The 23,737-nt window shown below is 42.1% G+C and carries 17 protein-coding genes and 1 pseudogene; 3 read left to right on the forward strand and 15 right to left on the reverse strand.

The genetic code is table 11. The annotated features are described in order from the left end of the window. Positions 1–6: 6 nt before the first annotated feature. From AC3ISE_RS17735 to AC3ISE_RS17770, 8 genes are all read right to left on the reverse strand, one after another. A complete protein-coding gene (locus AC3ISE_RS17735) occupies positions 7–765 on the reverse strand; it encodes a metal ABC transporter ATP-binding protein (RefSeq protein WP_070878743.1) in 759 nt (252 codons plus the stop codon). A 15-nt stretch (positions 766–780) separates the two neighbouring features. After that, a complete protein-coding gene (locus tag AC3ISE_RS17740; protein ID WP_489221992.1) occupies positions 781–1,707 on the reverse strand; it encodes a metal ABC transporter solute-binding protein, Zn/Mn family in 927 nt (308 codons plus the stop codon). Between the two features lie 736 nt (positions 1,708–2,443). Beyond that, positions 2,444–3,553 (reverse strand): o-succinylbenzoate synthase, encoded by a 1,110-nt coding sequence (gene menC / locus AC3ISE_RS17745; RefSeq protein WP_489221993.1) that lies wholly within the window; start codon positions 3,551–3,553, stop codon positions 2,444–2,446. After that, entirely contained in the window at positions 3,546–4,997 is a 1,452-nt protein-coding gene (locus AC3ISE_RS17750) for an o-succinylbenzoate--CoA ligase (protein WP_489221994.1), read from the reverse strand. The genes menC and AC3ISE_RS17750 overlap by 8 nt, the downstream gene beginning before the upstream one ends. A gap of 204 nt (positions 4,998–5,201) precedes the next feature. After that, on the reverse strand, positions 5,202–6,020 hold the full coding sequence (menB, locus tag AC3ISE_RS17755) for a 1,4-dihydroxy-2-naphthoyl-CoA synthase (protein ID WP_070878739.1): 819 nt from the start codon (positions 6,018–6,020) through the stop codon (positions 5,202–5,204). Positions 6,021–6,048: 28 nt separating this feature from the next. Then, positions 6,049–6,852, reverse strand: coding sequence for a 2-succinyl-6-hydroxy-2,4-cyclohexadiene-1-carboxylate synthase (menH, locus tag AC3ISE_RS17760; RefSeq protein ID WP_489221995.1), 804 nt, complete (start codon positions 6,850–6,852; stop codon positions 6,049–6,051). After that, a complete protein-coding gene (menD, locus tag AC3ISE_RS17765; protein WP_489221996.1) occupies positions 6,849–8,606 on the reverse strand; it encodes a 2-succinyl-5-enolpyruvyl-6-hydroxy-3-cyclohexene-1-carboxylic-acid synthase in 1,758 nt (585 codons plus the stop codon). Before menD ends, menH begins: the two co-directional genes overlap by 4 nt. Next, positions 8,593–10,017, reverse strand: a complete 1,425-nt coding sequence (locus tag AC3ISE_RS17770; RefSeq protein WP_489221997.1) for an isochorismate synthase — start codon at positions 10,015–10,017, stop codon at positions 8,593–8,595. Before AC3ISE_RS17770 ends, menD begins: the two co-directional genes overlap by 14 nt. Before the next feature lie 299 nt (positions 10,018–10,316). Between AC3ISE_RS17770 and AC3ISE_RS17775 the strand changes: the two genes are divergently transcribed. Together AC3ISE_RS17775 and AC3ISE_RS17780 are read left to right on the forward strand one after the other, a co-directional pair. Next, entirely contained in the window at positions 10,317–11,252 is a 936-nt protein-coding gene (locus tag AC3ISE_RS17775) for a 1,4-dihydroxy-2-naphthoate polyprenyltransferase (protein WP_070878735.1), read from the forward strand. A 276-nt stretch (positions 11,253–11,528) separates the two neighbouring features. After that, on the forward strand, positions 11,529–12,272 hold the full coding sequence (locus AC3ISE_RS17780) for a TraR/DksA C4-type zinc finger protein (protein WP_070878734.1): 744 nt from the start codon (positions 11,529–11,531) through the stop codon (positions 12,270–12,272). 149 nt (positions 12,273–12,421) lie between these two features. On the opposite strand, the pseudogene AC3ISE_RS17785 reads toward AC3ISE_RS17780, so the two are convergent. Then, a pseudogene (locus AC3ISE_RS17785) lies at positions 12,422–12,553 on the reverse strand (cell division protein); the annotation flags it as partial. A gap of 105 nt (positions 12,554–12,658) precedes the next feature. On the opposite strand from AC3ISE_RS17785, the gene AC3ISE_RS17790 reads away from it, so the two are divergent. After that, complete coding sequence (locus AC3ISE_RS17790) at positions 12,659–13,453, forward strand: TIGR00266 family protein (RefSeq protein WP_191555790.1); 795 nt, start codon at positions 12,659–12,661, stop codon at positions 13,451–13,453. A gap of 161 nt (positions 13,454–13,614) precedes the next feature. Here AC3ISE_RS17790 and AC3ISE_RS17795 read toward each other — a convergent pair. The 6 genes from AC3ISE_RS17795 to glgB form a co-directional block, all read right to left on the reverse strand. Then, a protein-coding gene (locus AC3ISE_RS17795) for an IS3 family transposase (protein WP_489221085.1) occupies positions 13,615–14,972 on the reverse strand; the annotation gives its coding sequence in 2 pieces (ribosomal slippage) (positions 13,615–14,501 and positions 14,501–14,972; 1,359 coding nt in all). A 375-nt stretch (positions 14,973–15,347) separates the two neighbouring features. Continuing rightward, positions 15,348–17,753, reverse strand: a complete 2,406-nt coding sequence (locus AC3ISE_RS17800) for a glycogen/starch/alpha-glucan phosphorylase (RefSeq protein ID WP_489221998.1) — start codon at positions 17,751–17,753, stop codon at positions 15,348–15,350. Beyond that, positions 17,743–19,194 carry a glycogen synthase GlgA gene (glgA, locus tag AC3ISE_RS17805; protein WP_489221999.1) on the reverse strand — a complete coding sequence of 484 codons (1,452 nt, stop codon included), beginning with the start codon at positions 19,192–19,194 and terminating at the stop codon, positions 17,743–17,745. Before glgA ends, AC3ISE_RS17800 begins: the two co-directional genes overlap by 11 nt. Beyond that, positions 19,191–20,219, reverse strand: a complete 1,029-nt coding sequence (locus AC3ISE_RS17810) for a GlgC family sugar phosphate nucleotidyltransferase (protein ID WP_070878730.1) — start codon at positions 20,217–20,219, stop codon at positions 19,191–19,193. The genes glgA and AC3ISE_RS17810 overlap by 4 nt, the downstream gene beginning before the upstream one ends. Before the next feature lie 81 nt (positions 20,220–20,300). After that, entirely contained in the window at positions 20,301–21,446 is a 1,146-nt protein-coding gene (locus AC3ISE_RS17815) for a glucose-1-phosphate adenylyltransferase (RefSeq protein ID WP_489224374.1), read from the reverse strand. Beyond that, the gene (gene glgB / locus AC3ISE_RS17820) at positions 21,400–23,331 is read right to left on the reverse strand and encodes a 1,4-alpha-glucan branching enzyme (RefSeq protein ID WP_489222000.1); all 1,932 of its coding nucleotides are present in this window, start codon (positions 23,329–23,331) and stop codon (positions 21,400–21,402) included. The genes AC3ISE_RS17815 and glgB overlap by 47 nt, the downstream gene beginning before the upstream one ends. Positions 23,332–23,737: the final 406 nt, after the last annotated feature.

The raw sequence follows: 23,737 nt of genomic DNA on the forward strand, positions 1-23,737 counted from the left end.
CTTAACTCACTCCTGTTTTGTTTCATCCACAAGCACACTTTTATCCTGTAAAAATGTGAGCCTGCCTCCGTATGTTTTTTGAAGATTATCCATCGTAAAGACTTCACTCGTTGGACCAAATGCAATCTTTCTTAAATTCAGAAGCAGAACCCAGTCAAAATATTCTTCAACTGTCTGAAGATCATGATGAACAACCAATACCGTTTTCTGTCTTGCCTTTAGTTCATTTAAAAGGGAAATGATCGCTTTTTCAGTTGCTGCATCAACACCCACAAACGGTTCATCCATGAAATACACATCTGCATCCTGTGCAAGTGCTCTTGCTAAGAACACACGCTGCTGCTGTCCGCCAGACAGCTGGCTGATTTGTCTGTCAGCGAAATCGAGCATGCCTACTTTTTCGAGACAACCGCGGGCAAATTCAATATCTTTTTTCCCCGGACGCTTGAGCCAGCCAATATGGCCGTATCGTCCCATCAGCACGACATCAAGTGCATTCGTCGGAAAATCCCAATCCACTGATCCGCGCTGTGGGACGTATCCGACGCGTTTACGCTGTTTTTTATAATGATCGCCATAGATTTCAACTTCTCCCGATGCCACTGGAATCAATCCTAAAACGGCTTTAATTAACGTAGACTTCCCGGCTCCATTTGGGCCGATGATTCCAATTAATTTTCCTTCCGGAACTTCAAACCCCACCTCTTGCAAAACCGGTTTGCGGTGATAGGCTACTGTCAAATTTTCAACAGTTACTGGATTCATTGTAAAACACCTGCCTTATTTCAATGATGAAACAATTGTATCGATATTGTGTTTAAACATTCCTAAATACGTTCCTTCTTCTGTTCCTTCTTCACCCATGGCGTCAGAATAAAGCTGTCCGCCGATGACGACTTCATGGTCCCTCTTTTTTGAACCTTCCACAACAGCGTTAATCGATTTCTCTGATATACTGCTTTCCACAAATACCGCTTTAATCTCACGGTCTACCAGTACATCGACTAAATTTTGCACATCACGGAGACCGTATTCAGAATCTGTGCTCAATCCCTGCAGCCCCATGACTTCAAATCCATAGGCATTTCCAAAGTAAGTAAATGCATCATGCGCTGTTACCAGAACTCTGCTTTCTTCAGGAATGGTCTGAACCTGCTCTTTTGCATATTGATCCATCTCCTGGAGCTTTTTCTTATAAGCAGCTGCATTTTCAGCAAATTTATCTTTATTTTCAGGTGAAAGCTTAGTGAGTTCATCTTCGACAATATCAACGGTATGAATCCATAACGAGATATCAAACCATACATGAGGATCGTGTATCTTCGCGTTCGTTTTATCATTTATTAATTTATTTTCTGGAATGGCACTTGCTACTGGAACTGTAGGCTTTTCATTCGACATTTTTTCGAAAATTTCACCCATCTTACCTTCTAAATGCAGACCGTTATAAAAAATAATGTCTGCCTGATTCAGCTTTTGAATATCTCCCTGGGATGCCTGATATAAATGGGGATCAATTCCTGGACCCATTAACGACTGCACTTCTATAGCGTCGCCGGCAACGTTTCTTGTGACATCCGCTATTTGCGCAGTTGTTGTGGTTACCTTTATTTTTCCGTTTCCATCCCCGCTTGCGCCCTGGCTGCATGCTGTCATCATAACGGACAGGGCCAGGATTGAAATCATCATGAATAATCTCTTTTTCATTCTTGATCCTCCTCTTTCCTTCGTCAACAAATGTTTCCCTGATGCAAATTTTTGAGTAAAAAAAGACTTTCCTTCGCAAAAACCATTTTATGAAAGAAAGTTAGGTCATGTGCTAATAAGTTAGCTTGTTTCATGTTTTGTTGATGAGTATAATTTTTTTGCCTATATGCAACAATTTAAAGCATTTTAATCTTTCTGTCAATCATTCTTTCTCGACAAAAGAATTGCGGAATCGCGTTAAATCCGACAGACAGATGTCCGATTATTTTTCTGGCCGAGGAGTTAAAAGAACGCAATCACATAGATGCGTAAAATTCTATACATATAATTAAGCTGTTTTCTCATAGATTGTAGTTTTACATTATAAATGTTGTCCGTTCCTTTCCGCTCCAGGAACTTGCTTTCCGCGGGGAGCATGGGAGCCTCCTCGGCGTTGCCTGTGGGGTCTCCCATTTTGCTCTATTTCCCGCAGGAGTCAAGTTCCTTCCGCTGCAATCCACTTAAGGTTCTTACTTCTTAGTCTATCAACAACGAAATTTACGAAAAGAGCCTAAAACTAAAAAGAGCCAGCTACATACATAGCTGGCCAAAGATTGAAGCAGAGAGGGCTGATTGTCGAAATGATGTCTCTAGCATCATTCCATTTAGTTTTAACATGGAATGCGAAATTTTACAAAACCGCAAAATCAAATTATGCAGAGCTAAAATCGGATTTTCTCCTAGAGAAAAATCTATTTTATTTAGTAAAACGTTCGATATGAGTACAGTATTTTGCTAAATTGCTCCGATTTACTTCAAATCCGAGCCCAGGACCTGCAGGGACATCTATTTTCCCATTATTCACGGTAACTGGCGGAGAAATGATATCTTCTTTCCAATATCGCGCAGATGCAGAAATATCACCAGGTATCGTGAAATTCGGAAGAGATGCAAGAGCGATGTTATGTGCCCGTGAAACCCCTGTCTCAAGCATTCCTCCTACCCAAACCGGAACATTGTGCTGCATGCAATAATCGTGAATTTTTATCGATTCAAAAAGACCGCCGACTCTCCCCGGCTTAATATTAATGACGCCGCAGCTGCCCAGCTGAATCGCTTTTTTTGCATCATTTAGCGTAATAATGCTCTCATCAAGACAAATCGGTGTTTTTAATTGAGACTGAAGAACCGCATGATCGATAATGTCATCGTGAGCAAGCGGCTGTTCGATCATTAAGAGATTATATTCATCAAGCTGCTTTAAAAGGCTGATATCATCAAGTGTATAAGCAGAGTTGGCATCTGCCATTAAGGGAACATCCGGAAAATGGCTTCTGATTTCATGAAGCAGGACAGCATCTAATCCAGGCTTAATTTTTATTTTTATTCGTTTATATCCATCGCTGACATGCTTCCCGATTGTTTCAAGCATGTGTTCTATTGAGGCCAGGCCAACGACAACACCTGAATCAATTTGCTTTGCCGTACCGCCCAAAATGGCTGCAAGCGGCTTTTCCTTAAGCTTTGCATGAAGATCCCATACAGCACCTTCAATTGCTGCTTTAGCCATTTGATTTCTTCTGATATAGGAAAAAGAATCAATGAATGCTTCCGGATCTTGAAATGGTTTTGCAAGCAGCTCAGGGATAAGAAATGATTTCAGCATGTGATGACATGTTCCAATCGTTTCTTCTGTGTACCAGGGTGAAGAGAATGCAACAACTTCTCCCCATCCAATTTGTCCGCTTCGATCACGTACTTCAATCAGAATGCTCTCACGCTTAGAAACTGTTTCAATACTGGATTGAAAGGGGGTAACGAGTTTCATATCAAGGTGATGAAGGGTCACTTCCTGTACATCAATCATGAGTACCTCCAAGAAATTCTGCGAGCTTTCTGCGCACTAATTTATTTGAAGCATTTCTAGGCAGCTTATTAATAAAATGAATGCGTTTTGGAATTTTATATTTTGCAAGCAGGGCTGAGCAATAGGAAATCAGTTCTTCCTCACTCACTTCATCTTTTGCCGCTATGAATGCGTGCGGAACCTGTCCCCATTTTGCATCAGGCATTCCGGTTACACCGGCTTCATTGACTAAAGGATGAGAAAGCAGAGCAGCTTCTATTTCCGCAGGATAAATATTTTCGCCGCCTGATACGATCAGATCTGAACGTCTGTCAAGAACATATAAAAATCCTTCATCATCCAAATATCCCATATCTCCTGTTTGCAGCCATCCATGATGAATGTCTGCATCACGTTTCCAATACCCTTTGGTTACATTCGGGCCATGCACATGAATTTCTCCCTCTGTAAAAGGGGGGCAAGCCTGATTGTTCTTCATAATTTTAATCTCGCAGGGAAAAAGCGGTTTTCCTGCTGAACCAAGCTTTGTCAGGCTGTACTCTGGTGATAGCGTGACAATTTGCGAGGAGGTTTCTGTCATTCCGTATGTTTGATAGACAGGGATTTTTTTCTTTTCACATTCTTTCAACAGCGGCATAGGTGCCGGACCGCCGCCTAACAGCATGCATCTGAAAGTCTCTGGATATTCACCTTCTCCAAGGTTTTCTATCATCTGAGATAGCATGGTTTGCACAACGGAAACGATTGTTGCTCCATTCTCCATGATTTCGCGGTTCGCTCTTGATGGATGAAAGGATTCATGGAGGATGACGGTCATTCCATAGATCACACCTCTCATTAAGATAGACAGTCCGCTGATATGAAAAAGAGGAACGGCGCAAAGCCACCTGTCATCATGATGAAGGCCCAGGTTTAAAGAGGAACCGGCAGCGCTCCAATAATGATTGCCGAATGATTGAAGAACACCCTTCGGCTTACCGGTTGTTCCTGATGTGTACATAATAGTTGCCGTCTGATCTAAATCAAATGAATGTTCATATTGAACAAAAGCTGTTTCTGCTGTTACAAGCTCTGCACTATCTATTGTTATCCAGCTTGGATTCTCCCATTTTTGATTAAGAGCTTCATCACAAATGAGGAATGCTGCTTCTGAATCCCTTAATTGCCAATCAAGCTCTGAGGCAGTCAATCTTGTATTTAACAGCACGGCTGTTGCTCCAATGTATGTAAGCGCATGTATAGCAGCAGCCATTTCAATACTGTTTTTCATAAGGATTGCAGCATGCTGTCCTTTTCTGATCCCATGCTGATGATAAGTAAATGCCATATGTTCTGTCAGTTCATGCAGTTCACGAAATGTTAATGTTCTCTCATCTGTCATCATCGCAATTCGGTCAGGGGTTAAATAGGCACGCTGCTTTAACCAATTGGGCATTGTATTCATGTTTGATCACCGCCTTTATAGTAGAAAAGCGCAATCGCCAAGGCCTGCTCCGGAAGGGTCCGGCAGTCCGGGTCCCGACTTTATTGGCGGAGCCGTTCTGACCGGGGATACAGGCGCTTGCGCCAGACATAGATGCAAAAGATAAAATAAATTGTAAACTATAAGAAAGCAGCTTGATGAAATCATCAAGCTGCTGCATGTTGTTTAAGGGAATCTTGGGAACTGCTTGAAGTCAGGATTGCGTTTTTCTTTGAAAGCATCTCTTCCTTCTTTAGCTTCATCCGTTGTATAGTACAGCAGAGTTGCGTCTCCTGCAAATTGCTGAATGCCAGCAAGACCGTCTGTATCTGCATTAAATGCGGCTTTAAGGAACCGAATGGCAGTCGGGCTCTTTTCTAAAATCTCCTCGCACCATTGAACCGTTTCTTCTTCAAGCTTTTCTAATGGCACAACCGTGTTGACAAGACCCATGTCAAGTGCTTCCTGTGCATTATATTGACGGCACAGGAACCAGATTTCGCGTGCTTTTTTATGTCCGACAATACGGGCAAGGTATCCAGAACCATAGCCGGCATCAAAGCTGCCTACTTTTGGACCTGTCTGGCCGAAAACAGCATTGTCAGCTGCAATAGTTAAATCACAGACAATATGAAGCACGTGGCCTCCGCCGATTGCGTATCCTGCCACCATGGCAATAACCGGTTTTGGAATCACACGGATTAAGCGCTGCAGATCGAGAACATTCAAACGCGGAATTTGGTCTTCGCCAACATAACCGCCATGTCCGCGCACCTTTTGGTCGCCGCCTGAACAGAATGCTTTGCCGCCTGTTCCAGTTAATATAATGACCCCAACATTTGCGTCATCTCTTGCATAAGCAAAAGCATCAATTAATTCCATTACCGTCTTCGGACGGAATGCATTATGTACCTCTGGACGATTAATCGAGATTTTAGCAATCCCATTATACGTTTCATATAAAATATCTTCGTACTTGCGTTCAGCAATCCATTCTACTGTCATTTCGCGTTCTGCCTCCTTATGAATACGTTTACGAATTAATAAACTCATTTACTATTCTACCAAAGATTTGCGGTTGTTCCACATGAACTGCATGGCCTGCACCATTTATTTTAATAAATGTCGAAAGCGGGAGCAAATCTTTCATCTCATTTGCGATTCCACAGAACTTTTCATCCCGCTCTCCGCATAGCAGCAGAACGGGAATTTTGAGAGTATCGAGGCTGTCCCATAAGGGCTTCTGAGATCCTGTCCCCATCCCCAAAAGACTATTTGCAAGCCCTGTCCCATCATTTTTCAGCCTTTGGCTACGCTGATTGTTTTGAACAGTCTCCGGCAGAGCTTTCTGAGAGGCAAAAAGCGGTATATTCTCCCAAAAGTTAATAAAGTGGTTCATTCCCTGTTCCCTTATAAACTGAGAGAGATTTCGGTCATTTTCTCTTCTATTCATTCTCTCAGCCTCTGATTTTAAACCCGGAGAGGCACTTTCAAGTATCAGCTTGTCGATCCTTTCAGGGTGCTGAACGGCATATGTTAATGCCAGTCTTCCTCCCATAGAATAGCCTGCAAGAATGAAGTTCTTAAGATGAAGTTCTGCAAATATAGCATGTAAATCCTTAACAGATTCTTCCATGCTGCAGCGCTCAAATGCTGAAGGTGAATTTGTCTGTCCGTGTCCTAGCAGATCAATTAAAATAACTTTATATTGGCTGAACATGGCCAGAAAGGGGTGCCAGTTTTCAGCTGAACCTGTAAATCCATGGAGAAGAACTAGTGGTGTTCCTTCTCCATATGTTTCGACATGATAGGATACTCCTCTTATCGTCAGCATCATTTTAAGATCTTCTCTCTTATTTCCTGGGAAACACGATTCATCAATTCACGATGAATGCTGACACGGGTTTGACGATTTGTGCGCACCTCTATGATATTTAAGCCTTTTTTAATGACAGCATCTGACACTGCTGCCCGGAATTCTTCCCATGTTGCAGGCAATGTATAGGCAGCGTCATATAGATTGGCAGCATGTTTAAAATCAAGACCTGATGGCGTGCCGAATAAAGTTTCAAAATGCTTCTCTTCTTTTGACTGCGGAAGAAACGAAAAGATGCCTCCCCCATCGTTATTAACAAGAATAATAGTCAGATTGAGCTTGTGCATTTTCGCAGCAAGCAGACCATTCATATCATGATAAAAAGATAAGTCGCCGATGACTAAAAAAGTGGGATGATCTGTGCCGGCGCCCGCACTCATTCCAAGCGCTGTCGATACAATCCCATCTATTCCATTCGCACCGCGGTTCGCAAATACTTCAATGTCCTTTTCCGTGTTCAGGAAATAATTATCCAAGTCACGAATTGGCATGCTGTTTCCTGCAATCAGCTGACACTTCTGCGGAAGTGCATGCTGCAATTCACGGAAAACATTTCCTTCAAACAGGTCGCCGCCTTTGTCTTCAGCAGAGCCTGCTAACTCACGTGAAATGAGATTTACTTTCTGCCATGACTGCAGCCAATCCGTGTCTTCCCGCGTTTTGACCTGTTTGATAAGCTCCTTGCACAGCCAGCTTTCTCTGCATTCAATCATTTCCGCGGCCATTAAGGTCGGCTCCCGCCAGCCACCTTGTCCATCCACAACAATTTGACGGATGTCAGCTGTTTTCTTCAAGAATAAAAACAGCGGCTTTGAAACCGGCATTGCTCCGAACCGGATAATGACTTCCGGCTTTAGCTGCTCTGTTATGTATTCATCCTTCATGAATGCATCATAGCATTCAATGACAGATGATTGATCATGAGAACCTGTTCTTAAATTAGAAAGAGGATCAGCAAGAATCGGGTACTTCAGAACGGAAGATAAGTTTACCGCCGCTTGAGCGAAATCAGGATCGCGAAGCTCTCCGCATATAATCAATCCCTTTTTTTCTTCTGACATGAGATCAGCTAAGCGCTGCACTTCGGAAACATCAATAACTGAAGAACCTGCTGTTACATGAACCTGTTTAGGACGGCTATTCAAGCTTGTCCATAAATCCTCAGATTCTAAATCAGGTACGAGAGGTTCTCTGAACGGAAAATTAAGATGAACCGGTCCGGATGGAGAAGAAATGGCTTTGCCCGCTGCACGTGCGGCCATTGTTCTTCCATAATGAAGAAGCTCAGCAGTATGCTCCGGAATCGCCATATCAGCAAACCATTTTGCATAGCGGCCGAACAGATGGAGCTGATCGATTGCCTGCGGAGCACCCACATCTCTAAGCTCATGCGGACGGTCTGCCGTTAAAACAAGCAAAGGCACTCTTGAATAGAATGCCTCAACAACTGCCGGATAATAATTAGCTGCTGCCGTTCCTGAAGTACAAAGCAATGCAACAGGTCTTTGCTGAATCTTAGCCATGCCAAGGGCAAAAAAACCTGCTGATCGTTCGTCAATCAGAACATGAATATTGATATCAGGATGCTCAGCCATCAGCATGGCCATAGGCGTTGACCTTGAACCAGGGCTGATAACTGCATCCCGGACACCCGCTTTAGTTAATTCATCAACGAAACTTGCTGCATAAAGGGTTAAAGATTTATTTGCACTCATGGTTGACTCCTCCCAGCGCAGAGAGCATCGGCTTCAGCTTAATCAGCGTTTCCTGATATTCCATTTGAGGATCCGATTCTGCAACAATGCCGCATCCTGCAAACAGGATTGCCTGCTCGCCCTCAATTAAGCCGGAGCGGATGGCTACTGCAAACTCACCGTTGTTTTCAGCATCAAGCCAGCCTACTGGACCTGCATACCAGCCGCGGTCCATAGGTTCAATTTCTCTGATCATGTCTACAGCAGCCATTTTGGGATATCCGCCCAAGGCAGGTGTCGGATGGAGTTTCTCCACTAAGTTCAATAAAGAATAACCTGCTTTCATTGCCCCTTCAATCGGTGTATACAAATGCTGAATATTTTTCGTTTTTAATAATTGCGGGTGATCTGAAACCTTTACTTCACTGCAGCATTCCTCAAATGAATCTTTGATCATTTTCACAACAATCGCGTGCTCAATCAGGTTTTTTTCATCATTCAGAAGCTCTGTTCCAAGCTCCGTATCTTCTTGCTTGCTCTTCCCTCTTTTAATGGAACCAGCAAGACATGTTGAAAGCAGCCTGCTGTTTTCCTTTTTGATCAGACGTTCAGGTGTTGCTCCAATGAACGATTGCCGGCCATTTTCAAAAGAAAAGATAAAGCTTGTAGGCTGCTCTGTCTGCAGTTTGCTTAAAGTTGAATAGATATTAATTTTGTGATCATACTCTAACTGTACTTCACGTGCAAGCACGACTTTATCCAGCTCACCGCTTTTAATTAATCCTGTGGCTTTTTGTACAGCTGAAAGCCATGATTCCGTATCCGCTTCTTTTAGAGTGTAATTGTTCACGGACTCTTCCCCGGTGCTTGCCTTTCCTGTCAGTACTTCACCAGCAATCGTTGTAAAATGCTTGGCACATGATTCAAGATCATCATCCGGCTTAATCACACGATTGATTGTCAGAAAAGAAACACCGTCTTTTACTGTCACCATAACCGACGGCAAAAAGAATTTTGCCTCAGGATAGTTATTCCAGCGCTCGTTTCTGCGGTTATGCGGATCAAAAGAAAAACCGCCGAATAATAAAGCGCCTGTACCTATATGAGATTTTGCACCATCTTCGTAATGCACCATTTTTTTAAAGCGTTTCCAATCAGACTCAATCCGCCCGAAACGATCGCTTTCAGCAGAGTCATTCTCTACTGTGCATTCGTTTCCCAAGCCTGTAATCGTAAAGCGTGAACCAGGAGTTGCCCAATAAAACCGCTCGCCTAAAAAAAGCCGCTCGCCAGCCGCATAAAAATGGAGGGGGTTCATTGAATCATTCAACGACTTGACCTGACTTAAAATGACCGGTTTATCAAACTGTCTGGCTTCCTCCAAAGCACGCTTCATAATCTCCGTAAATGTATGTTTTAATGCCGTAATCATTGGAAATCCCTCCAAAACCGAAAAATCGCTTATATTAAGATACACCTCAGAGGAAAGAGGTGTCAATAGTACTTGGACAAAGAAATGGTATAATAGAAATAACGACTATTATCCTTATTATATTACTACCCAGACAACATTAAAATCAAAAGCTCTCGCAGAAGAAATTTCCCGGTCAGGGAATTAAATGATTGTTCAAACATTTGTAAAAGGATTGACACAATATTGTAAATTTCCTACACTTAATTTTGGGAAGCTAACGTGCTCCATTTGGTTTACAAAAAGGGGAGAAATCTTTGATGCATACACAATCACACACTACACAAAACGTGCCTTCCATCAAACCGGATAAAAGCTGGAAAGTATGGTGGATGCTGCTGCGTCCGCACACACTGTCTGCCGCCTTTATTCCTGTTACGATCGGTACGGTGCTCGCTTTAAATGAAGGTCAGGTTCATATCTTATTATTTCTAGCTATGCTGATTGCATCCATTTTAATTCAGGCTGCAACCAACATGTTTAATGAATATTTTGATTTTAAGCGCGGACTTGATAATGAAAATTCTGTCGGAATCGGCGGAGCAATTGTAAGAAACGGTGTGAAACCAAAGACGGTTCTAAATCTTGCCTTTGCATTCTTCGCCGTCGCAGCACTTTTAGGAGTTTATATTTGCATGACCTCCACTTGGTGGATCGCTGTTATCGGGTTAATCTGCATGGCTACCGGCTATTTTTATACAGGAGGCCCTATGCCAATTGCCTACACTCCATTTGGGGAGCTTGTGGCAGGTTTCTTTATGGGCATGGTTATTATCCTGCTTGCTTATTACATTCAAACTGGTACGATATCACCGATCAGCATCATTATTTCCATTCCAATCGCTTTCCTGGTTGGAAACATCATGCTGTCAAATAATATCCGCGACCTTGACGGCGATAAAGAAAACGGGCGCAAAACACTTGCAATCCTGATTGGACGCAAAAAAGCGATCATTTTCCTCGCTTCCATGTTCGCTGCTTCATATGCGGTCATCTTAATCATGATTGCACTCGGCCACTTGTCCTTTTGGGCGCTTTTAGTCTTAATCAGCACACCTAAAGCATACAGTGCCGTAAAAAAATTCGTCGGCAAATCACTTCCGCTTGAAATGATGCCTGCAATGAAAGCAACTGCTCAGACAAATATTCAATTCGGCTTCTTGCTCGCACTTGGTTTATTCATAAGCACAATCTAACCTTAACACGGCCCTTTGATGAGCCGTGTTTTTTTGTGCATTATTTACAATCATGATTTGGCCCTTTCTGTTCATACTAAGAAAAGCGTAAGCGCCCGTTTAGCTCAGGCATGACAGATAAGAAATCACCGGAAAAGTCCGGGTCCCGCCTTTTTTGGGAATTTTATTCTGGCCGAGGAGTTGGGCGCTCGAGCTGGACACCAATGCGCAAAATTTTATACTTTCTTATCTCGAAAAAAAGAAGAAATTACTTCTTAAGGAAGGAGCGTGAATGGAATGCTTAACAGCGGGCAAATGGCTTCCTTTCGCTCACAGCTTGACGCAAGAAAAGCAGAAATTGAGCAGCACCTGCAGGAAAGCAAACATTTCGGGCTCGAGCAAAGCTTCGGGCACGATTCTACCGGAGAGCTTTCAAGCTATGACAACCACCCTGGTGATGAAGGCACAGAGCTTTATGAACGTGAAAAAGATATTGCATTAAATGAGCATGTTGAGGAAGAATTAAGCGATATCAACCGGGCACTTGCAGCCATTGAAAAGGGAACTTACGGGGTTTGTGAAGTATGCGGAACTGACATACCAGAAGAAAGACTTGAAGTGCTTCCCACTGCTACAACATGCAAGGAACATTCACCGGAGCAGGCAATTTCCCGTTCAAGACCGATTGAGGAAAGCATTCTTGAGCCGGCATTCGGACAATTCGAATACGATGAAAGCGATTCTGAAGCCTATGATGCAGAAGACACATATCAGGATGTAGAACGCTTCGGCAACTCTGAAACTCCGTCTGACATGGAGTATCCTGTCGATTCCTACAATGACGTGTACATGGAGAACGATGACCCAACAGGGTATGTTGAAGATTATGAGAACTTCGCAGCTACAGATATCGAGGGTAAGAACGTAACCGTTTATCCAAACATACAGCATAGACAGTATGAACATACACTTGATGAAGAAGGGCTTATGACTCCTTTCGGGGACCTTCCTGCATCAGAGAAAGAACCTTATAGTGAATAAGGCGGATCCGTTCAGACCGAGGATTTAGGCGATGGAGCAAGACATCAAGGTGCAAATTTTATTTTAAACAGAGTTCCCCCTTTGGGACTCTGTTTTATTTTGCTTCTGCGATTTTTTTCAGCTCTGCGGCCCGATCTGAGAGAAATTTAAGAAGCCACACCTCCAACCGCTTTCTCTTTTGTTTTCTCGGTCGTTTTTGTATGAACCTCTACATTTCTTGCAAGGTCGAAGCAGACCTCGATCGGCGCTTTAATGAGAATGGTGTTTTTAATAACAGGCATAGGCTTATCTCCTTTTTGAAGAACTCCTTTCATTATAAATGGAAATCGGAAGGGTTTTCTTCCTTAATGACGAATGTTTACAAAAAAAGAAAAGAGGTGATCTTATTGAACGCACACGAAATTGATTACAAGATTTATGGAGATGACATGCAGTTTGTTGAAATTGAGCTCGATCCAAGTGAAAGTGTAGTAGCCGAGGCCGGCGGAATGATGATGATGGATGACGGCATTGATATGGAAACCATCTTTGGAGATGGGTCAGAGCAAAAAGGCTTAATGAGCCGTTTAGTAGGTGCCGGTAAGCGTGTCATTACCGGAGAAAGTTTATTTATGACAGTCTTTACCAATAAAGCGGGAGGCAAAAAGCAGGTGTCATTTGCAGCTCCCTATCCAGGAAAGATCATCCCTGTCGACTTAAAAGAAATGCAGGGCAAGGTTGTATGCCAAAAAGATGCGTTTCTATGTGCTGCAAAAGGCGTTTCAGTCGGTATTGATTTTCAAAAAAAATTAGGTACTGGCTTCTTCGGCGGCGAGGGGTTCATTATGCAAAAGCTTGAAGGAGACGGACTTGCCTTTTTGCATGCGGGAGGCACGATACATAAACGGCAGCTTGCACCCGGGGAACGTCTTAAAGTGGACACAGGCTGTCTTGTCGCGATGACAAGAGACGTTAACTACAATGTCGAATATGTCGGGAAAGTCAAAACGGCCTTCTTCGGCGGTGAAGGATTATTTTTTGCAACTGTACAAGGGCCTGGAACTGTATGGGTGCAGTCTCTTCCGTTCAGCCGTCTTGCGGACCGCATTTTTGCAAATGCGCCAAGCGCCGGCGGACACTCTTCAGGAGAAGGCAGCATCCTTGGCGGACTTGGACGATTGCTTGATGGGGATAACCGTTAATAAGATAGGGCTGTACAGAAAGTCTATTTACGGAAAAAATGTTGTTCTCAATAATTAATGTTGTCCGTTCCTTTCCGCTCCAGGAACTTGCTTTCCGCGGGGAGGGTTGGAGCCTCCTCGGCATGTCTGCACTGCCCCCTATAAATTGGACACTTTATTTACTAAGCAGCTTGCTCAAAACTAGTTCGATAAGACACTGGACTTTTACGTTGTAATCGTGATTTGATTCTCAAATGATTGTAGTAGTGTATATACTCTTCGAGTTCTTTCTTGAAGTGGTCTATACTCTCGAATTGTTGTAAGTACAGAAATTCTGATTTCAATATCCCGAAAAAGTTTTCTATAACGGCGTTGTCGTAACAGTTTCCTTTTCGAGACATGCTTTGAGTAATGTGATTTTCTTTTAATATGTGCTGGTATCGAGGCATTTGATAATGCCAGCCCTGGTCAGAATGAAGTAAGAGTTCGTCGTTTTCGTTCACGCGCTGTAGGCCTTCTATCAACATCGTCTCTACTAAATCAAACGTAGGCCTTGTATTGAGCGTATACGTGATAATCTCGCCATTAAACAGGTCCAGAATAGGGGACAGGTATAATTTCTGTCCAAACAATTTAAATTCCGTGATGTCTGTCACCCACTTCTGATTTGGTTTTTCGGCCTTGAATTTACGATTTAAGATGTTTGGAGCTGTTTTTCCGACCCCGCCCTTATAGGATTTGTACTTCTTCATTCGTACGATGCATTGAAGCCCTATCTCTTTCATAATACGAAGGACTTTCTTCTTGTTAATCATATACCCTTTGGCTTGAAGGACATCTGTGATACGGCGATGGCCAAGGCGTCCTTTGTGCTTACGGTAAATGAAGCGAATTCTCCTTTTCCACTTGCGGTCAGGATCCGGCTGTTTCCATAATTGAACGCGGTGATAGTAGGTGCTTTTCGGCAAATCAGCAATCTTCACCAGTTGGTTAACAGGGAATTCGTGCCTTAGTTCATAGATTACTTGCGTTTTGAGTGTTTTACTGATTCTTTCTGAACTAAGGCTCGCAGCTTTTTTAAATACGCATTCTCCATACGAAGAAGTTCGTTTTCTTTTTTCAGTTCTTCTATAGATGGGTCAGAGGAATTTTCTTTCTTATTCTTTTTCTTTTGATTATGAGATGACATGGCAGATGGCCCCTTTTCCTTTATTTTAAGGGCATCTTCACCACCAATCTCCCACTTTTTCTTCCACCTACGGAGCATACAAGGATCTGGTAGGTGGAAAATGGCCGATGCCTCTCGAATCGAGTAATTCGTTTCATTTGTAAATTGAATTACCCTCAGTTTAAAGGCTGGCGAATAGTTTGTATAGGGAAAGGAGAATGCTTGGTCACCATGATGTTTGAACAGCATCACCCAGTTTCGGAGAACGGAGTGATCGACTCCAACCTCTTTAGCTAATTCTCGATAACTTACTAAACCATTCAAATAACGTTGTACGGCTTGAATTTTTTCTTCTAATGTAAAATTACGCAATTGAAGTACACCTCCTGTTGTTAGATGTGTGTCCAACAATAGGGGTGCACTTCACATGCCTGCGGGGTCTCCAACTTCCCTCTAATTCCCGCAGGAGTCAAGTTCCTTCCGCTGCAATCCACTCAAGATTTTTTAACATGCAGTCTAAAACAACAAAGTTTATGAATAGAGTCTACATAAAAAAGCAGGGAGGAAATAACATTTTTTTCCTCCCTGCTTCATTTTAGAGACTTATTAGACAATCCCATCTTAATTTATATGATTTGTCAAAGCAGCAGCTTTCTCACTTATTTGCGATAAATGCTAATGAACCTGATTTGGAAATCCCAAAACTCAGACAGCAGAAAACCCGCTCAATAAGCGGGTTTTCAAAATTTAATGGATAACAGGGATCGGCTGTATGTCCCAAATGCCATCAGCATACTCATGGATCGTCCGGTCACTTGAGAAATAACCTGAGTGCGCAATATTAAGAAGTGCTTTTTCAAGCCATTTATCCTGGTTTTTGTAGGCTTTTTCAAGCTGCTCCTGAGCATCCACATAGGATGCAAAATCACGCAGTACAAAGTAATGATCGTTTTCATAAAGAAGGGAATCTTTTATTGCTTCAAACTCATCTTCGGTATCAGGGAAGAATCCGTTTGTGAGCTGATCAACCACTTGTCTGATCCGCAGATCATGATGATAATATTCAGATGAGCGATATCCGCCATTTTCGTAATAGTTCAGAACCTCATCAGCCTTTAAGCCAAAGGTGAAGATGTTCTCTTTTCCTACTTCTTCTAAGATTTCAATATTCGCCCCGTCCAATGTTCCCATTGTGAGCGCACCGTTCATCATGAATTTCATATTGCCTGTTCCAGACGCCTCTTTACTCGCAGTAGAGATTTGTTCACTGACATCTGTCGCAGGGAAGATATGCTCTGCAAGTGAGACCCTATAGTTTTCCATGAAAATGACTTTCATCATCTTTGAAACTTTCGGATCACTGTTTACTTTATCAGCAAGAGAGTTAATAAGCTTAATGATTTTCTTAGCATAATAATAGCCTGGGGATGCCTTGGCACCAAAAATAAATGTCCTTGGATAAATCGTAAAATTGGAATCCTCTTTCAGCCTGTTATACAGATACATGATGTGCAGTACGTTTAAAAGCTGGCGTTTATAAGCATGCAGACGCTTAACCTGAACATCAAAGATTGAATGTTTATCAACGGATATTCCGGTTTTCTTTTCAATAATATCTGCAAGAATCTCTTTTCTTTTCCGTTTAACGGCTGCAAATTCTTCTTTTAATAGTGGATTATAGATATGTCGTTTTAGTTCAATCATGAGGTGCGGGTTTTTAATCCAGTCGGTTCCGATCGTTTCGGTAATGAGATTTGTCAGTTCTGGATTGGCTTTAAGCAGCCATCTGCGGTGTGTGATGCCATTTGTTTTGTTGTTGAACTTTTGAGGATAAATTTGATGAAACAGTTTCATTTCACGGTTTTTCAAAATGTCAGAATGGATCTTTGCAACTCCATTGACGCTGTGGCTTCCGACAATTGCTAAATGGGCCATTTTCACGACGCCGTGAGCGATAATCGCCATATTTTCAATACGTTTCCAGTCTTCCGGGAAACGATTCCATAATTCTTTGCAGAATCTCTCGTTTAATTCTTCAACAATCATATAGATTCTTGGAAGTAGCGGCTTAAAGATATGCAGGGGCCATTTTTCTAGTGCTTCCGATAAAGTCGTATGATTTGTATAAGATATCGTATTAAACGTAATATTCCATGCTTCTTCCCATTCCATATGCTCTTCATCAAGCAGAATTCTCATCAGCTCCGGGATGGCAAGAACGGGATGAGTATCGTTTACATGGATGGCCACATGCTTGTGAAATTCATGAAGGGTATCATTCTTTTTAAGGTATGACCGGACAATGGACTGCAGGCTTGCAGAAACTAGGAAATATTGCTGTTTAAGCCTGAGAATCTTTCCTTCATCATGTGTATCATCCGGATATAAAAACTCTGATACTGCTTCTGTTTCGCGTTTATAAGCAAGTACATCACGGTGAGGCGGATTTGGAGCCGGCTCAGCGTTCCACAGCCTTAATGTATTAACTGTGCTTGTTTCATAGCCAATGACAGGCATATCATAAGGTACAGCCATAATATTCTCAGATTGAACGTGGCGGAATTCAAGCTTTCCATCTTCGTGTGAATGTTCAATCTTACCCCAAAATGGAATCTCAATTGCCTGGTCCGGCTTGCGGACTTCCCATACATTTCCGTGCCTTAACCATTGTTCAGGCAATTCTACCTGATAGCCATCTACAATCTTTTGGTCAAAAAGACCATGTTTATACCTGATGCCGAGGCCATGTCCAGGTAAATTTAATGATGCAAGCGAATCGAGAAAACAAGCAGCAAGGCGGCCTAAACCGCCATTGCCAAGCCCTGCATCTGCTTCGCTTTCTTCAATCTCCTCAAGATCGATTCCAAGATCAGCGAATCCTTCAAGCACAACTTCACGAATGCCCAAATTCAAAAGATTTTGTCCGAGCAGCCTTCCAAGCAAGAACTCAATTGACAAGTAATAAACTTGCTTGTTGTTGCTTGCCCGGTTCCATTCGTTTGTTGAGATCCAATTGCTGCTGATATGTTCTCTCACCATATTCCCAAGCGTTTGGTATTGATCACGTTTTGTTGATTCTGCGAATTTCTTTCCATAACTCATTTCCAAGCGCTTTAGAAAACTGTCTTTAAATTCATTTTTGTTAGAGAACATGACTCCCACTCCTAGTCATTAAATCAGCATAAAGCTGGTTGTATTTAAACGCAGACTGCGCCCAACTGTAGTCTTCTTTCATAGCTGTTTTGACAAGGCTGTTCCAAATGGTTTTATTCTTATAAATCGTGCATGCCCGGTTAACGGTGTTCATCATATCATGAGCATTGAAGTTCGTGAACGTAAAGCCGTTCCCTTCGCCTGTATCATCGCGGTAAGAAGTCACGGTATCATTCAGGCCGCCAGTTTCTCTGACAATCGGAATCGATCCGTATCTTAGAGCAATCAGCTGGCCAAGACCGCATGGCTCAAACTGCGAAGGCATTAAAAAGAAATCCGAGCCTGCATAAATGCGGTGTGCAAGCGGCTCATCAAAGCCGATGTATGCTTTGCACTTATCAGGATACAGCCACTCCATGTGCCTGAAGAAATCCTCGAACTTTTTCTCTCCGGTTCCAAGGATGATAATCTGCATATCTGATTGAAGCATTTCATGAAGCACTCGCTCGACCAGATCAAGGCCCTTTTGCTGCGTTAGTCGAGTGACCATTGTAAGAAGAGGCGTATCCTCTTTTTCCGGAAGGCCAAACATCTTCTGAAGCTCTTTTTTATTCTTTGCTTTGTTTTTGACTGAGTGCTCATCATATGGAAACGCTATGTATGGATCGTCCCCCGGATTATAAATTGCATCATCAATTCCATTTAATATGCCCACAAGGGAAGCTTCCTTCACCCGCAGCAGGCCGTCAAGACGCTCGCCAAAGTACGGGGTTTGGATCTCATTCTTGTAAGTAGGGCTTACCGTTGTAATTAAATCTGAAGCAACAAGAGCAGCTTTCATGAAGTTCACAAAGCCATGGAATTCCAATTGATCTGCATTAAAATACCTGTCATCAAGACCAAGTAAATCATGCAGGATATCTCTTGGGAAAATCCCCTGAAATTGCAGGTTATGAATCGTAAAAACCGCTTTCATATTTTCATAAAACGATTGAGAAGCGTATTCTTCTTTTAACAGGAATGGCACCATGCCTGTATGCCAATCATGGCAATGAAGCACATCAGGCTGGAAATCGACTGCTTTAATCGAATCCAGAACCGCTCTGCAAAAAAAAGAGAAACGCTCCCCATCATCAAAATGACCATACAAAGAGTCACGCTTAAAATAATATTCATGATCAATGAAATAATACGTGATTCCCTCAAATTCCAGCTGTTCGATTCCGCAATATTGGCGTCTCCATCCGACAGGGACTACAATATCTTTAATCTTTTTCATTTTTGAGCGGAAACGCTCTGGAATTTGACCGTATTTAGGCAAAATCACTCGAATATCCGTGCCAAGACGCTTTAATTCCTTGGGCAGCGCCCCTGCAACATCCGCCAGACCTCCGGACTTTACAAAAGGGACACATTCCGATACAACAAATAATACCTTCACGATTTCATCAGCGCTCCTTGTACTGTTCCTTTTCTAAGCACGATCGGCAGATCCGCAGATCCTTTTAATTCAATGCCGCTGCCAACTTTTACATCCTTATCAAGAACGACATTCTCAAGCACACAATTTTCTCCAACCTGAGATTTTTGCATGATGATGCCATTTTTTATGACCGTTCCTTTTCCGATATGAACAGCTCTGAAAATAATGCTGTTTTCTACATGTCCTTCAATCACGCTGCCGTTTGCAATCATTGAATTTTTCACAACAGCATTCTGTCCATGTCTTGCTGGCGGCTCATCCTTCACCTTAGTTAAGATAGGACGGTTTTTTAGGAATAACTGCTGCCAGACTTCAGGCTTAAGCATTTCCAGGCTGTGGCGGTAATAGCTTTCAATGGAGTCAATAATGGCAACATATCCATCAAACTCATAATCACAAATCATCATTTTATGGGTATTATCCATAATCACTTGGCCAATGGTTTTGTAACCTGTTTGATTATTATCATGGATAAGATTCAGCAATAATTTCGTCGACATCACATACATATGCAAAGATTCGCCATCTTTGCGGATTTCCGTAATATCGCAGCCCATTTTCACATGTTTCGCAAGAACATCTTTGAAATCAATGTTGCAGACCGTATAGCTGTTTGTGATCACCGCATATTCCTGCTTGCTTCTCAAGAAATAGTCAATGTGATCTGAAAGCTGACGGATCGATCCAAACTCATTATATTGGTCGTTTAAATGCGGAGACGGGAAAAAGAACAGCCCATCACGCTTTCTGTTTAAATCCCATTGCTTGCCCGACCCTAAATGATCCATCAGAGAACGATATTGGTATTTTGGAAAAATAGCTACACTGTCAATATCCGAGTTCACCATATTTGATAAAACAAAATCGATTAATCTGTAACGCCCCGCAAACGGAATAGCAGCCATCGACCGATTCACCGTTAAGTCCTCGATGGCATTTGTATACGTTGTTGCATCAATAATTCCCAGCATCCTTTGATTCATAGCTGTTCCACCTCTCGCATTAGTTTATTTTCATCGGAAATAAATAGGATTTCTCTGCTGTTTGCACATCGTACTTTCCGGTTATGCTCCTGCCGTTTGCTCTACTAGTTCTTCCGTTACTAAAATGACTTCTTCAATATCTTTATCCGAACGAATGACCATGCCATCCGGTACAACTAAACCTGATGGTACAATCGCATTTTCTATATAAACATTATTGCCAATGACCGCATCCGGCATGACAACCGTATTTTTCAGGAATGAATGCTGCCCCACTGTTACGCCCTGGAATAAAACCGAATGGTGAATGGTTCCATAAACCACGCATCCTTCGTTTACAAGGGACTCAGTAACTTCTGCACCCTCTGATAAATATTGAGGAGGCTGATTCGGGTTCACAGAATAGATGCGCCAGTTGTTATCAAACAAATCCAGCTCAGGCACTTCATTTAATAGATCCATATTAGCTTCCCATAGGCTTTTAACCGTACCTACATCCTTCCAATAGCCTTTAAATGGATACGCCACAATTTTTTTCTTTTCATCAAGCAGCAAAGGCAAGACGTCTTTGCCAAAGTCATGGCTTGAGTATGGATTACGTTCATCCATTTCCAAGTACTCTTTTAAGATGGACCATTTGAAAATATAGATCCCCATTGATGCCAGGTTGTTCTTAGGATTTTGAGGCTTCTCGTCAAATTCAATGACTTCAAGATTTGCATCTGTATTCAAAATACCAAAGCGGCTTGCTTCGTCCCATGGCACTTCTTTTACAGAAATAGAGACGTCTGCATCTTTTTCCACATGGTAATCAAGCATATCCGAATAATCCATTTTATAAATGTGATCTCCAGATAAAATCAGAACATACTCAGGATCGTATTGCTTTAAGTAGTTAAGATTTTGATAGATGGCACTTGCTGTTCCTTTGTACCATTTCACCTCTGAGGACTCTGCATATGGAGGAAGTACAGTAACTCCTCCATTTTTGCGGTCAAGATCCCATGCACTGCCAATCCCGATATAAGAATTCAGTACAAGCGGCTGATACTGTGTCAGCACTCCTACTGTATCTACACCTGAATTGCAGCAATTGCTTAATGTAAAGTCGATAATGCGGTACTTTCCGCCAAATGGCACTGCTGGTTTTGCAAGGTTTTGCGTTAAAGAACTTAAACGACTACCCTTTCCTCCTGCCAATAACATTGCGACGCACTTTTTTTTCACCATGGTTGATTGTCTCCTCTCGTTTTTTAACTGCGCGTAAAATGGATATTCCATAAGGCGGAATGGTCATTGATATGTGATAAGGCTGATTATGCTGCGTGCCTTCTTGTGCTTTAAGATCTTTCTTATTAACCTGGCCTGATCCTCCAAATACAGCGTCATCGCTGTTCATGATTTCAATGTATTTTGTATCGGCCGGCACCCCCACTTTATATTCGTGGTAGGTTTGCGGTGTGAAGTTGCAGACTACAACGAGCTGCTCATTAGGCTTTTGGCCTCTTCTGATAAAGGAAAAGATACTTTGGTCGGAATTATTCACATCAATCCATTCAAAGCCTTCCTGTGAGTGATCCTGCTCATACAGAGGACGCTGTTTTTTATAAACAGCCAGCAGTTCCTTGAAATAGGTTCTTGCCTTTTGATGCATGTCAAAATCATCAAGCACCCAATCAAGCTGTTCAAGATCCTTCCACTCATCAAACTGGGCAAATTCGCCGCCCATAAACAGCAGTTTTTTTCCTGGATGAGTCATCATATACCCGAGAAGCAGACGATACTGAGCAAACTTCTGCCAATAATCCCCCGGCATTTTATTCAGAAGTGAACGTTTTCCATGAACAACTTCATCATGTGAAAGCGGAAGGATAAAGTTCTCTGTAAAAGCATAAATCAGTGAAAATGATACCTTGTGGTGAAGGTGTTTCCGCTGTTCCGGAGGAGCTTCCATGTACTTGAGGATATCGTTCATCCACCCCATGTTCCATTTGTAGTTAAACCCAAGCCCTCCATCAGATGTAGGTGATGTCACCAGAGGAAAGTCGGTTGAATCCTCTGCTATCATTAAAACACCAGGATCATAGGCAAATACATTTTCATTCAGCTTTCTCAAGAAATTCACTGCAAACGGATTTTCATGAGGCTCTTCAGTATTCTGCCAGTAGAGCATGTTCGCTACTGCATCCACTCTGAATCCATCAATATGATATTTTTCAAGCCAGAAAAGAGCATTAGAGATTAAGAAACTCTGAACCTCAGGCTTCCCTAAGTCAAAGTTAGCCGTACCCCAAACCTCATTCTCCCGGTCTTCATATCTCTCATATTCAAATGTCGGTTCCCCATCGAAATAATAAAGCCCATGCGCATCCTTGCAGAAATGGCCCGGCACCCAGTCCATGATGACGCCAAGATTATTCTGATGACAAAGATCGATGAACTTCATTAATTCATGAGGAGTTCCGTACCGGCTTGTAGCCGCATAATATCCGGTTCCCTGATATCCCCATGAACGGTCATAAGGATGTTCAATAATAGGCAGAAGCTCAATGTGAGTAAATCCATGATCGAGAACATACGGAATCAAAATATCCGCTAGCTCCAAATATGTATAAAGGCTGCCGTCCTCTTTCTTTTTCCAAGAACAAAGATTAAGCTCGTAAATATACATCGGCCGATTATAAATTTCCTTCTGACGCTTCTTCTTCTGCCACTTCTGATCATTCCACTCATAATCTGCCAGATCATAAACAATCGAAGCAGTATTCGGTTTCACCTCTGCATAAAAGGCAAATGGATCAGATTTAAGAATTTTCTCATTTTTCCGTGTAATAATCTCGTATTTATACAGGTCACCCTCTTTTATATCCTGAATAAAAGCAGACCAGATACCTTGATCATTCACTCTTTCAAGCTTGTGATTCGAGCCGTCCCAGTGATTAAAATCACCTGCAACCCGCACCTCAAGCGCATGAGGAGCCCAAACAGTAAACACAGTACCGCAAACACCGTTCCGTACGCTGCTGTGAGCACCAAATAATTCATGAGCTTTAAACAAATTTCCCTCATGGAAAAGATGAACCTCAAAATCAGTTGGCGTAGCAAGATTCATTCCTAATCACCCTTTCTATAAGTTTATCTTAATTCTAATTTCAATCAGAAGGAAGGATTACCTTTTTTGTAAGCGCTTCTACTTATTGACATGATATGTCATGAATCAGCATTCATTTTTCAAAAAACTATTCTTTTAAAATGATGTCGAATGAGGAAACGAAAGAAATAAGGATAATCGAAGAATTTGGCGAAATGAACATCAGTCAAATATACTAAAAAAATCAATATACGTAAGAAAATACAGGAATTTCTAACAGGATATTCTAATTGTGTATTTTGAGTAAGTTATATCACAAAAATAGTTAATTCGACAAAATGAGTAAGAATTGTCGAAATCTTTTTATTCTTCATTTTCGTTTATTCTTTATTACCATTACTTATACCTCTCTTTAATATATTTCAAA

Source organism: Metabacillus sp. KH_069 (assembly GCF_057838075.1).

What these genes read in the sequence shown, in the direction of transcription:
- AC3ISE_RS17735 (WP_070878743.1), bottom strand. Translation starts at nt 765, where the DNA reads ATGAATCCAGTAACTGTTGAAAATTTGACAGTAGCCTATCACCGCAAA.
- AC3ISE_RS17740 (WP_489221992.1), bottom strand. Translation starts at nt 1,707, where the DNA reads ATGAAAAAGAGATTATTCATGATGATTTCAATCCTGGCCCTGTCCGTT.
- menC (WP_489221993.1), bottom strand. Translation starts at nt 3,553, where the DNA reads ATGATTGATGTACAGGAAGTGACCCTTCATCACCTTGATATGAAACTC.
- AC3ISE_RS17750 (WP_489221994.1), bottom strand. Translation starts at nt 4,997, where the DNA reads ATGAATACAATGCCCAATTGGTTAAAGCAGCGTGCCTATTTAACCCCT.
- menB (WP_070878739.1), bottom strand. Translation starts at nt 6,020, where the DNA reads ATGACAGTAGAATGGATTGCTGAACGCAAGTACGAAGATATTTTATAT.
- menH (WP_489221995.1), bottom strand. Translation starts at nt 6,852, where the DNA reads ATGATGCTGACGATAAGAGGAGTATCCTATCATGTCGAAACATATGGA.
- menD (WP_489221996.1), bottom strand. Translation starts at nt 8,606, where the DNA reads ATGAGTGCAAATAAATCTTTAACCCTTTATGCAGCAAGTTTCGTTGAT.
- AC3ISE_RS17770 (WP_489221997.1), bottom strand. Translation starts at nt 10,017, where the DNA reads ATGATTACGGCATTAAAACATACATTTACGGAGATTATGAAGCGTGCT.
- AC3ISE_RS17775 (WP_070878735.1), top strand. Translation starts at nt 10,317, where the DNA reads ATGCATACACAATCACACACTACACAAAACGTGCCTTCCATCAAACCG.
- AC3ISE_RS17780 (WP_070878734.1), top strand. Translation starts at nt 11,529, where the DNA reads ATGCTTAACAGCGGGCAAATGGCTTCCTTTCGCTCACAGCTTGACGCA.
- AC3ISE_RS17800 (WP_489221998.1), bottom strand. Translation starts at nt 17,753, where the DNA reads ATGTTCTCTAACAAAAATGAATTTAAAGACAGTTTTCTAAAGCGCTTG.
- AC3ISE_RS17810 (WP_070878730.1), bottom strand. Translation starts at nt 20,219, where the DNA reads ATGAATCAAAGGATGCTGGGAATTATTGATGCAACAACGTATACAAAT.
- glgB (WP_489222000.1), bottom strand. Translation starts at nt 23,331, where the DNA reads ATGAATCTTGCTACGCCAACTGATTTTGAGGTTCATCTTTTCCATGAG.